The sequence below is a fragment of the Legionella drancourtii LLAP12 genome (assembly GCF_000162755.2).
GTDB classification, from domain to species: domain Bacteria; phylum Pseudomonadota; class Gammaproteobacteria; order Legionellales; family Legionellaceae; genus Legionella; species Legionella drancourtii.
The window spans coordinates 30,282-41,412 of the sequence record NZ_JH413808.1; the positions used below are offsets into that span (position 1 = coordinate 30,282).

Sequence of the window (11,131 nt, forward strand, 5' to 3'; positions counted from 1 at the left end):
TGTTCGCTGCCCAATATAAATTAATAAGCATGTATTGGCTTTCAGGTTATCATGGAATTTTTTATGAACATAAGTAACACATAGCTGAAGACAATGTTTAAAACTAAGCTGTCTTGGTAAAGAGCCTGAGAGCAAGGCGGCCTTAACCATCAATAAACGAATTAAATTATAAGCAAGGAAATAAACCCATAGTTCTTTTTCAGCCATTAAAGGCGTTTTGCAGCTCAATATGCCCATACCTGCGCATTCCACTGATGGCGATCACTGATTCCATTTGATGCCGATCACTTCGGAGCGGAGCGACGCTTCAGTTTAAGTGTATTACTTACCCTCCTTATTTTCCAATTTATTAGCACTTTTTTTGCGCATTGATTCTCCTTTCATATCAATCCGGTGTGCATTATGAATAAGCCTGTCTAAAATAGCATCGCCTAAAGTGACATCACCTATTGAGTCATGCCATAAATTAACCGGTAATTGACTGGTGACAAGAGTAGATGATTGATTGTGTCGGTCATCCATAATCTCAAGTAAGTCTCGGCGCTGTGATTCATTCATAGGTGCCAGTCCCCAGTCATCTAAAATAATCAACTGGGTTTTTGCCAAAGAAGCCAGTAACTTGATGTAACTGCCGTCTCCTTTAGCGACTTCTAATGCTTGAAAGAGCCTGGGCAGACGTAAATATCGAGTACTAAATCCCTCGCGGCACGCTTGATTAGCAAAGGCACAGGCAAGCCAGGTTTTCCCTGTACCTGTGGGTCCCGTGATTAATACATTTTGTTTCCTGCTAATCCAAAGGCAAGGAGCAAGCTGTTTCATTACTGTTTGAGACAACCCCCTTGATGCCTGATAGTCTACGTCTTCCAAACAGGCATTTATCTTGAGCTTAGCCTGACGAAGTCGTAAAGTAAGCTTGCGGTTTTCTCTGGTAATGCACTCTCTTTCAATGAGTAAGGCAAAGCGCTCATCAAAGGACAACTGATGAATGTCGGGTTGTTTCAACTGCTCTTGCAGCGCTTCAACCATACCATGACAGCGCAACTCTTTTAACTGGTCAAACACAGGATGTGCTAACATAATAAGTACTCCTCTTGGTCAGGTGTTAGTGGTAATAGCTTGGGCCACGCACATTATCATGATGAGTGGTCGTTACAGCAGTTCTTGTTTCGCTGGCAGGCAATGGCAAGGGCTGCTTATCAAGTCCATTTTGCAAAATAGACTCAATGCTTTTATAACGAAAAGCGCCTAAATACAGTGCGCGAATCGCCGCGTTTTCTAATCGATCATTCCCATAACGCTTCCCCATACGCAGAATACCTAGGCATGAGCGATAGGCTTGTTGCGGGATTTTTTGTAAATTAATAACTTCTTCAATAAGTTTGGCTGTATTGGGACCAATGCGTAGAGCCCAAGAACGCAGCCGCTCTGGTGTCCATTCAACATATTCCTGGTGCGCATGCGGCATATGTTCTTTGAGCGTTGTATGGCCAAAGCTAAAAGCACGCTGATGCACTGCGATGCGCTTTCCTTTAAAAAAGCACTCGACCGTTCTATCACTGATGCGTACATCGATGCGCTCTTTCAAATAGGAATAGGGAATGCTGTAGTAGTGTTTATCAATAGCAATATGATAATCAATTCCAGCTTTTGCATGTTTCCATTCGGCAAAACAGTAGCGTGTGCTGGGTAGGGGCTTCAATGCAGGTTTGTCAATCGTCTCATATTGGGAAACGCGGCTTCCGGGAAGTTGTTGAAAAGGTCTTTCATTATAAGTCTTCAATAGTGGAGCAAGCGCCGAATTAATTTCAGCAACACTGAAAAAAGTACAATGCCTTAATGGAGCTAATAACCAACGCTGAATCCCTTGTACTCCAACCTCTACTTTTGATTTATCTTTGGGTGCGCGTACGCGTGCTGGAACAATAGCGATGCTGTAATGATTCGCCAGGTCTTGATAGGTTTCATTAGTTACAGGATCATAACGATGCGCTGTTGTAATACCCGACCGTAAATTATCGGGCACGAGACACGATGGCACGCCTTTAAAAAATTCAAAAGCATGGATATGGGAGGGGTTCTTTGCAGGAAGGTACGAAATTTCCCGGCACACCCTTATACCCCATTACCAGTCTAGGCTGTAGCCAAAAAATCGATTTTTTCATTGGCTATTAAATTTTGTATAACATCATGTAAATTATGGTATTTTTATTTTCACAGAATTCATATTGATAGGCCTAGCGCTCCGGAACTTGCTCCCTGATGCAAAATTCAAAAATATTGTTTAACTCAGTTAACGATAGCTTGAACACTCATCACCCAGGCTTGTTAGGCATGTTCTTTCCCGTGAGAAAAAAGCATTAAGGCAAAAGAGTCAAACATCATAGAATTAGCTAGGCCTCCAAAAACTTAAGTCGGTTGGCTGTTCCATTACTTCCCAAGCCCCCTATTTGAAAATACAAGCACCAGACAAAATGACAAAGCACTACTTCATTTTTTAAAAATTAAGGAGATCAAGAATATAAATGTGCTTGCTAGAATAATTAATGGACCCGAAGGAAGGCCTGTAAATTTAAAAAGTAAAATTCCAATACAAGAAGCGACAACGCCGACCAATATTGAAATTAAGCTATATTGAGTTAAGTTTCGGCTTACATTCCGAGCTGAGGCAGGTGGGATAGACACTAAGGCAGCTGTTAATAAACCACCAACCATCTGAACCCCTATGGCCACGACAATTGCAATCAGTGTTAAATAAATGAAATTGTATTTCTTTACGTTTATTCCTTCAGACTGAGCCAAATCCTCTGAAATATTAATAAGAACCATCTTGGGATAAATCAATTTAATAATAAAAAAAAGAAAAAGCGCAACGCTCCCTGAAACTACTGTTTCCAAGTAACTTATTTTAGTGATATCTCCAATCAAAGCCGATTGAGCTTGTTCAATCGGCAAAAATAAAAAGGCTACAGCTATGCCTGAGGCAAACACTACTGCAGTCAAGGCTTCCATGGGTAATTTTGTTCGCAGTTCAAGCAACCAAATAAAAACGATACCAAGCAAAACAAAAGGGAATGCGCCTAATGCAATGCTAAAACCATATAATAAGGCGATTGCGATGCCTGGAAGGGTTAAATGACCTAAGGGACCAGCAACAAGAGCCATTCTTTTGCTAAGCATTAGTGATCCCAAATACCCAGACACACCACCAATAAAAATGCCCGCAATCAAGCTCAATATCAATTGATTATTCATAATGTTATTCAGTGTTTGTGTTTATAAAATTTTATTCCGCCACCATACAGATTTCGCAAATTCTCTGGGGTAAGTACCTCGTTTGGTGGGCCTAAACATACCGCTTGTTTATTTAAGCAAATCACTTGATTGGAGAACTGATAAACTACATTCAGGTCATGGGTGACTAATAACATAGCATTATACCAGTTTTTATTTTTCAAACTCTCCAAAAGGTTATAAATAGTTTCCTCTCCACCAATATCAATGCCTGTAGTAGGCTCATCAAAAAGTAAAACATCGGGATTTCCTATCAAGCTCCAGGCAATGAGCAATCTCTGAAATTGACCAGAAGATAAATAACCTATTTTTCTGTTGTAGATCTCTTTATCAAAACCAACTTCATGGAGGGTATTTATTATTTCTGAATATGTGGTTTTCTTTAGCAAAAAAAACTCACCAACATTTAACGGAATTTCCTTTATGAAAGGTAATCGTTGTGGAACATAACCGATTTTGACCCCTTTCTTCCAGGTAATCGAGCCACTGAAAGGTAATAACCCAAGTAAGCATTTTAGTAAAACAGTCTTGCCAGAACCATTCGGGCCTAAGATGCTAATAATATCATTATTATTAAGGGAAAATGAAAGTCTATCAATAACGAGGCGATCATCCAGTTTCACGGTTAAATTGTTTACTGTTAGGAGGGTATTGTCATCCACGTCTAAAATTCCCTTTTATAATTACTCAGAATTAATGAACAAAGAATTTAATTGTATTTTTTTATATCCAGAAAATATGAACAAGGATATATAAAATAGTCATGCCAATTATAGGGATAATAATAAACGCGAGAAGATTATAAATTCCTATTCGATTTTCTGCTGATCTATTATAGAATTTTTTAAATATCTTCCATTCTCGCTTAAAAAAGCTCTTTTTTTCCATAATAAACCTTCCATGTGAGTTAGGGGGACTTTTATATAAAAATTATAGACCTTTTATTTTAATAGTGTGAGGAATAGATAGGGTAGGCAAATGTATATTTACAAAGACGGAAAAAAATCATGTGATTATTGGACTTTTAGGTGTACGCCATAATGAACAATGATGCATCAGAACACATAAATAAGTTATGAGTAAATAATCAAATCAAAAGATGAAAAGGTCCATTTCAGCTTAATAAATCAGATTATAAAATCTCCACAACAAGAACCTCCAAGCTGGTTTCAGTGACAAGACAATGTGTATCATTGGGAGTTAATCCTATGGCTGTACCCGGCTTTATTTCAATTTTGTCTCCATTTTTTGTTAAATAACCTTTTCCTCTAATCGGAATTATTGTGGTTTGTCCTTTTGGCTTATGGTTGGGCAGATTTGTATCTTTGTCTATATTTAACTTGAATATTAGGAAATCTTCATCCTTTGCAATGATTTCGCGAAAACTCGAATCATCCATAATTCATATACTCCTGATAAGTTAGGTGTGAATTTGCAGAACCTATTTTAATAATAGAGTATTTGGTTTGGAAAATACATAAACGGGGCGAATTATTAAAAAATAGAAAGTTGATTTTATTTAAATGGTCATAAATAAATAATGACTACAGGTTGTCTAGGATGATAATGCATGATGTTTTGTAGGTCCGGTAGATTCAATACAATGCTCAGGACTTATTTTCAGAATTGTATCGATAATGCATGACAAAATCCCCTCTTCTTCTCCTGGCATTCCTTCCTCCAGTGACACTGCAATTTCAGCCGCATCGTACTCCCATGAACGTAATATTCTAAGTTTCTCATCCAGCGTTAGATTGGGATTATCTGCCACCTGCTTTGGATTCGAAAACACAGCGCCAGGATCAAGCAGTGCTTTATCCAACCAAAGCGGTGGCTTTTTGTACTTTTCTACTATTGTGTTTATTTTCTTTTTAGCCATGAATTCATCCTTTTTCTACCTAAAGTATTTACAATTATAGGCGAGATTTTATGTTATATAATAAGTTCTCTTTGTTTGCATTCAGCGAGTACCCAACGTAATCCATCGGTTATCTCAGCATGATTTAAAATAGTAGCGCTGTCGTCAAAAAATAGAGCCTCTCCCTCATAACATCCAGTAATTGTTCCTTTTTTATCATGCCAAAAGAAAACATAAATTAAGTCATTATGCTTTGACATGGGTTCAGTGATTACACCAAGCACGATAAGATCACATTCAAGTACTTGGGCTCCAAGCTCCTCTTTTAGTTCACGAATTATGGCTTGAATGGGGGATTCCCCTTTTTCAATTTTGCCTCCAAATTCGCAAAGATAACCCGGATAGGCAGCCCAATCTCGACCACGTTGTTGAAGCAGTATTTTATTGTCTTCAGTTAAAACAAGACAGCCTACAAATTGATGTGGATAACGACTTGGATTGATATCTGAATGATTTATTAATTTGATAAATCCGGACATATAATTTCTCATTTTATGAGTTCTTCTGAATCAGATTATTATGCTAGTTATCAGGATAATCCAATTTCCCGCCATGCCAGAGGATGTGTTAGGCTATAAATAATAGACTAAAGTCTATGTACTGTTCCAAAACCAGATTAATCATCTACTATGGTTTGCTTTCGACAATGATAAACTATTTCATTTGTACCCAGTTTAATAATTTCACCTTCCGCCCCGGAGTGTTCTAGCTCACAATGTGCTGCTAGAGTTACTATTAAATCATTCAGTTCCTTGCCAGTCGTTTTAAAAACTATTTTATTCCCTATTTTTATTTGTGCTTCATAGAGATCATGATTTATGTTGTTATTCATCTTTTTGCCTTATTTTTAAGCTACTCTATATAGTATAGTTGGAATTATGTAAGAAAACGGGCATCTTAATTAGTTGCAATAAAGCCTCAAGTTATAAAACAGATTAAACTTAATTAGCTTTTACTGGATTAAATAGAATAATAATCAGGAGAAAGGATATGAGCGACCAATCTGTAGTAGAAACATTAAAAGCGGTTCTGGCTGATAATTACATGCTATACCTCAAAACACAGAATTATCATTGGAACGTTGATGGGCCTCGCTTTAAAGGCCTGCACTTGATGTTTGAAGAACAATATAAAGAACTTGCTGAAGGCATTGATACTGTGGCCGAGTTAATTCGAGGGCTAGGTGAGAAAGCGCCAGGTACATTTGATGCCTATAGTAAGAGGACTGTCATTAAATCAGGGAATGAAAATGCTAGTGCTGAGCAGATGGTAAAAGAATTATTGGATGATCAGGAGGCGATTCAGAAAACGCTACATAAAGCGCTCGATGCTGCACAAAAAGCAAATGATGAAGTGGTTGCTGGTTTTCTGATTGAGCGGTTAACTGTGCATCGCAAAACGGCATGGATGTTAAAAAGCAGTCTATAAACTAAAAATAAACAGCTTGTTAAGTGCCTTGTTTAAGTTTCTATCGACTAGATATTGTAAAAAATCAAATCTACACTATTAAAGTAAAATAGCATATACCACCAAAAAAGGAGAATATTTTGGACAACAAAACTATGGATAAAGAGAAACTTGCCTCATACCATGCTGACGCGGCCAAACATTATGAACACGCTGCAAAATATCATCATGAAGCACAAAAACATCATTTGAGTGGCGATCACGACAAGGCAGCTTTAGCAGCTCACAAGGCTCAGGGCCATGCTTGCTGTGCAAATGGACATGCAAAAAAAGCATTAAAATGTTGTGCAGGAATTGAATGTGAATAACTTTTTAGGATAAGAGCAATCTCTATTCAAAGTTATCTGTATCACTCTCGCATAAAAATATATTTCGAGCCAGGTCTAAATCCAGTTATCAATCAGGATATAGACCTGCTATGAATATTAAAAAGATAAGCCCCGTATCCTTCAGTTGTTTGAATATAGGTTATATCGGTAACCCAAGCTTTGTTCACGCAGCCAGGGCTAAACTGTCTACCCAGGAGATTTTTTTGCAACAGGCTTACTATGCTGACTATTAGTGGTTACTTTAAATCGTTTAGCAGCCTTAGATTGAAGTCTTTATACGGCTTATCCTTGCTTTGCCATGATGCTGACCATTTTGCTTCATCACTCGTTGTATTCTCGGAACACCAGCTTACCTCGTCAGGTCGATTTTTTGTATATATATCATCCCAATACTCTTAGCTATTTTTTATGTTCACGTATAAGTTCTATTTTGTTAACTGATTCAATAAAAGTTGGTTTTTCAACGCCCCTGACATTGTATATACTGTTACAGTGGCAGTTGTTAAACGCCCCTATCTTGTTCGGCTCCATTTGTGATGGCTGTCTCTCGCAAATTGCGTTTATTAATATAAGTATTGAGACCAATATGGTTAGTATAACCTAAAAAAATCGCTATTTTTCTAACGGATAAACCTAATGCCAACAATTCTTTAATTTTAACAACCTCCAAATCAAATTTGCTTTTTTGAACCGTTCCTTTGGGTTTCCCCAACTGGATCCCCTGTGCCTTTTTATTAGCAAGCGCTTCTTTGGTTCTTAGACTAATAAGATCACGTTCAAGTTCAGCAAAAAGTGAAAACAGAGTTATCATTACTTTAGAAGTCATATCGTGTTGCTTCATATCCAAATTTTGCTTTATCGCGATCACTCGAACTTTCTTTTTGATTAGCTCATTGACTAACCCAATAACCTCAGCCGTACTTCTGCCCAACCGACTCAATTCGGTTACAATCAATGTATCAGCATCATCTAATGCAGAAATCATCTCATCTATTCGTCGCTCTTTGCTCGTTTTTCTACTTGAAATCGTCATTTGGATAAATTCATCGACTTCCAGTTTATTTTTTTTGGCAAACTCAAAAATCTCAAGCTTTTGATTGTTTAAATCTTGCTTGTCGGTCGATGTGCGAATATAAGCAATTGTTTTGGCCATATTTTACTCAAATAATAGTCCGTTCATGTTTAACCTCAAATAACACATTTAATTATACAGTTAACCATAGATATATAAAGTGTAAGGCATCAACAAAAATGATGTACAATAACGTCCGTTTTAATGCATACAAAAGAAACCCGTGGCTCGACTAAAAATACTCTCAAGGGATGACTTTAATAAATTATATAAATTACCTTCGCTTGGCGACAATGACAGACCTTTTGTGTTTGAACTGGATGAGGAGGATAAAGCATACCTTGGCTCTTTTAACGACGTCCCCAAAAAGATTGACTACATTCTGCAAGTGAGTTTTTTTAGAATCACGCAATTTTTTTATAAGTTTACGTTCCAAGGAATTAGGCAGGACACCTGGTATGTTATCAAAACATTTTTTCCAACAGAGAAATTTCCAAAAAAGCAGATCAGCAAGCGATACCAATATGATAATCGCAATGCTATTTTAAAAAAATATAACATGTCGATTTATTCGAGTCAGAACAAAGCTAAAGCGGCTCGTTATGCTAAGGAATTGACTAAGCAACACGCTACGCCCAAATACGTATTTGATTCGCTATTGGAATATTTCCATCAACACAAAATTGTTAGACCATCGTACACAACATTGCAAGAGATGGTTTCGGATGCGCTAAATGATGAAAAAACCAGATTAAGCAATAAAATATACACTTTAATGGACAAGCCACTCAGGGAGTCATTAGCCAATTTCCTAGAAAAGGATGAACTGTTTTATCAATTGACGACAATAAAAAAAGATCAGAAAGATTTCTCTACGGGCGAAATTAATGCCTCAATCAAAAACCATCTGTTTCTATCATCGCTATACCAGCGATCCATCGAAATAATCAAAGAGCTGGATATTTCAGAACAAAATATAATGCACTATGCTGATCTGGCGGTGTACCACACCGTTTACGGTCTGCGCGCTATGAAACAAAAGAATTTATCCAGACTATATCTTATGTGCTATGCGCATTATCGTTATTTGAAAATCAGTGATCACGTGGTTAATAGTTTTTCTCACAAAGTGAATTACTACAAAGGCGAAGCTGAAACTTACCAGGCAAAAGCCATTTGTGCTGTTAAGGACGAAGACAAGGATCATCGAAGTGCTGCCGCTGCTATTTTATCGTTGGTAAATAATAAAAAGGTGGCTGACAACGAAATACGGAAAAAATCCTATGAAATTGTTCCGCAGGAAAAATTCCAACAGTTCATCCAAAAAATTAAAAAGCCGAACTTTACGCCTGAGTTTTATAGGTGGCAATACTATGGCGAGAATGCGACAACAATCAAGCTGAATACTCGCGCAGCATTCAAGGTATTGGATTTCCAAAGCAAAAATAAAGCGTTACAGACCGCAATCACCTTCATGAAAGAGCACTATGCCAGCAATAAAGCATTTGGAACTTATCAATTTAAGGACGTTCCAATCGAGTTTATACCCAAGGCGCTACGACGCCATGTGATTAAAAAAACCAAGAACGAGAAAAACAACAAAAAAATTAAAATCATTAATGCTGACAGGTATGAGTTCATGCTTTACCTTCACATCGAAGATGGTATAAAAAACGGTTCAGTCACGATTTATAATAGTCTGTCTTATCGATCGCTAAACGATGAACTGCATCCCAAGCAAGACTGGGATAAAAACAAAAATTCAATCATTAAGCGCTTGGAAAACAAGCTACTTGCAACAAATATAAATGACTTCCTTAAAGATCTTGCTAGACTATTATCCCCACGCTACAAAGAAGTAAATGGTAAAATAACATCCGGAGAAAATAACAAAATAAAACTTAAGCAAAACAAAAAAGGCGAAGTCGTTCGCTGGCATTTGCCTTACAAAAAATCAGACGACGGTGTCAATAATCCTTTTTATGAGAATATACCCCTAACCAGTGTTGGTGAAATTCTACAATTTGCTAATACGCACACTGGATTGATGAAAAAATTTACTCATATACTGCCGATGAACAGTAAAAAACAAGCAGACGAGGCTGTCATTTCAGCCTGCCTTGTAGCGAAGGCAACCGGCATTGATATTGATAAAATGAAAGATATCAGCGATGTTAAAGAGCATGACCTAAAGTCAACTTATGCTGATTTTATTCGACACATGACTTTAACACAAGCAAGTGACGTGGTGATGAATCACTTGAAAAAAACTGCCCATATTTGAAAAATATACTCTTGCTGACTACGGGATTCATGCGAGCATTGATGGCCAGAAATTAGAAACAAAATTCAATTCAATTATGGCAAGATTTTCAACAAAATATTTTGGGTTTGGTCAGGGCGTATCGGCTTACACATTATGCGCGAACTGGTTACCTCTGTGCACAAAAATCATTGGTGCAAACGAACATGAAAGCCATTACTTGTTTGATATGCTAAACAGCAACACGAGTGATATTGAAATAGCTGCTGTGTCTGGGGACATGCATAGCATAAATCGAGTGAATTTCATCATATTGCATCTTTTTGGTTACCGCTTCATGCCACGATTTACTCAGTTGGATAAAAAGGCACAAGCGAACCTTGTCAGTTTTGATGATCCGAAACTTTATGACAAATTTTTGATAAAGCCGAGTAAGCAGGTAAATGTAAAGTTGATTGTTAAAGAATGGGATAATATTTTAAGAATCATGGCAACTCTGGGACTTAAAAAGAGCAGCCAAAGCGTCATTGTAAAAAAATTATCGTCCTACCAATCGAATGATACCCTGCGGGCGTTGATTGAGCTTGATAAAATCATCATGAGCTTGTACATGCTTGACTACATTGATGACGAGGGAATGCGCAAGACTGTTCATCGCTCCTTGAACCGTGGTGAATCGTACCACCAGCTAAGATCGGCCATTGCCAAGATAAGTAGTAGAAAATTAGCTGGAAAAACTGAGATTGAACTCACCATCAACAATGAATGCGCACGCTTACTGGCCAACTGCA

General features: G+C 37.5%; 13 protein-coding genes. 4 read left to right on the forward strand and 9 right to left on the reverse strand.

Going from position 1 to position 11,131, the window contains the following annotated elements; translation table 11 throughout:
• Window positions 1-321 precede the first annotated feature (321 nt).
• From istB to LDG_RS04265, 8 genes are all read right to left on the reverse strand, one after another.
• A complete protein-coding gene (istB, locus tag LDG_RS04230) occupies window positions 322-1,077 on the reverse strand; it encodes an IS21-like element helper ATPase IstB (protein ID WP_006869919.1) in 756 nt (251 codons plus the stop codon).
• 25 nt (window positions 1,078-1,102) lie between these two features.
• A complete protein-coding gene (locus LDG_RS04235; protein WP_006869920.1) occupies window positions 1,103-2,023 on the reverse strand; it encodes an IS21 family transposase in 921 nt (306 codons plus the stop codon).
• Window positions 2,024-2,487: 464 nt separating this feature from the next.
• Entirely contained in the window at window positions 2,488-3,252 is a 765-nt protein-coding gene (locus LDG_RS04240; protein WP_006869921.1) for a metal ABC transporter permease, read from the reverse strand.
• A gap of 8 nt (window positions 3,253-3,260) precedes the next feature.
• Window positions 3,261-3,953 carry a metal ABC transporter ATP-binding protein gene (locus LDG_RS04245; RefSeq protein ID WP_006869922.1) on the reverse strand — a complete coding sequence of 231 codons (693 nt, stop codon included), beginning with the start codon at window positions 3,951-3,953 and terminating at the stop codon, window positions 3,261-3,263.
• A gap of 470 nt (window positions 3,954-4,423) precedes the next feature.
• Window positions 4,424-4,690 carry a cupin domain-containing protein gene (locus LDG_RS04250; RefSeq protein WP_006869924.1) on the reverse strand — a complete coding sequence of 89 codons (267 nt, stop codon included), beginning with the start codon at window positions 4,688-4,690 and terminating at the stop codon, window positions 4,424-4,426.
• Between the two features lie 156 nt (window positions 4,691-4,846).
• The gene (locus tag LDG_RS04255; RefSeq protein ID WP_006869925.1) at window positions 4,847-5,170 is read right to left on the reverse strand and encodes a hypothetical protein; all 324 of its coding nucleotides are present in this window, start codon (window positions 5,168-5,170) and stop codon (window positions 4,847-4,849) included.
• 53 nt (window positions 5,171-5,223) lie between these two features.
• The gene (locus LDG_RS04260; RefSeq protein ID WP_006869926.1) at window positions 5,224-5,688 is read right to left on the reverse strand and encodes an NUDIX hydrolase; all 465 of its coding nucleotides are present in this window, start codon (window positions 5,686-5,688) and stop codon (window positions 5,224-5,226) included.
• Between the two features lie 137 nt (window positions 5,689-5,825).
• Window positions 5,826-6,041, reverse strand: coding sequence for a hypothetical protein (locus tag LDG_RS04265; protein ID WP_006869927.1), 216 nt, complete (start codon window positions 6,039-6,041; stop codon window positions 5,826-5,828).
• 158 nt (window positions 6,042-6,199) lie between these two features.
• On the opposite strand from LDG_RS04265, the gene LDG_RS04270 reads away from it, so the two are divergent.
• On the forward strand, window positions 6,200-6,637 hold the full coding sequence (locus LDG_RS04270) for a Dps family protein (protein WP_006869928.1): 438 nt from the start codon (window positions 6,200-6,202) through the stop codon (window positions 6,635-6,637).
• A gap of 119 nt (window positions 6,638-6,756) precedes the next feature.
• A complete protein-coding gene (locus LDG_RS04275; RefSeq protein WP_006869929.1) occupies window positions 6,757-6,984 on the forward strand; it encodes a hypothetical protein in 228 nt (75 codons plus the stop codon).
• Between the two features lie 523 nt (window positions 6,985-7,507).
• Here the strand turns inward: LDG_RS04275 and LDG_RS04280 are convergent.
• Window positions 7,508-8,158 (reverse strand): recombinase family protein, encoded by a 651-nt coding sequence (locus tag LDG_RS04280; RefSeq protein ID WP_006869930.1) that lies wholly within the window; start codon window positions 8,156-8,158, stop codon window positions 7,508-7,510.
• 142 nt (window positions 8,159-8,300) lie between these two features.
• Here LDG_RS04280 and LDG_RS04285 point away from each other — a divergent pair, with 142 nt between their 5' ends.
• Together LDG_RS04285 and LDG_RS20485 are read left to right on the forward strand one after the other, a co-directional pair.
• Window positions 8,301-10,361, forward strand: a complete 2,061-nt coding sequence (locus LDG_RS04285; RefSeq protein ID WP_006869931.1) for a DUF4158 domain-containing protein — start codon at window positions 8,301-8,303, stop codon at window positions 10,359-10,361.
• A 37-nt stretch (window positions 10,362-10,398) separates the two neighbouring features.
• A partial coding sequence (locus LDG_RS20485; protein ID WP_267878839.1) for a Tn3 family transposase occupies window positions 10,399-11,131 on the forward strand: 733 nt, incomplete at its 3' end.

Coding starts and splice junctions, on each gene's coding strand:
- istB (WP_006869919.1), bottom strand. CDS start 1,077: ATGTTAGCACATCCTGTGTTTGACCAGTTAAAAGAGTTGCGCTGTCAT.
- LDG_RS04240 (WP_006869921.1), bottom strand. CDS start 3,252: ATGAATAATCAATTGATATTGAGCTTGATTGCGGGCATTTTTATTGGT.
- LDG_RS04250 (WP_006869924.1), bottom strand. CDS start 4,690: ATGGATGATTCGAGTTTTCGCGAAATCATTGCAAAGGATGAAGATTTC.
- LDG_RS04255 (WP_006869925.1), bottom strand. CDS start 5,170: ATGGCTAAAAAGAAAATAAACACAATAGTAGAAAAGTACAAAAAGCCA.
- LDG_RS04260 (WP_006869926.1), bottom strand. CDS start 5,688: ATGTCCGGATTTATCAAATTAATAAATCATTCAGATATCAATCCAAGT.
- LDG_RS04265 (WP_006869927.1), bottom strand. CDS start 6,041: ATGAATAACAACATAAATCATGATCTCTATGAAGCACAAATAAAAATA.
- LDG_RS04270 (WP_006869928.1), top strand. CDS start 6,200: ATGAGCGACCAATCTGTAGTAGAAACATTAAAAGCGGTTCTGGCTGAT.
- LDG_RS04280 (WP_006869930.1), bottom strand. CDS start 8,158: ATGGCCAAAACAATTGCTTATATTCGCACATCGACCGACAAGCAAGAT.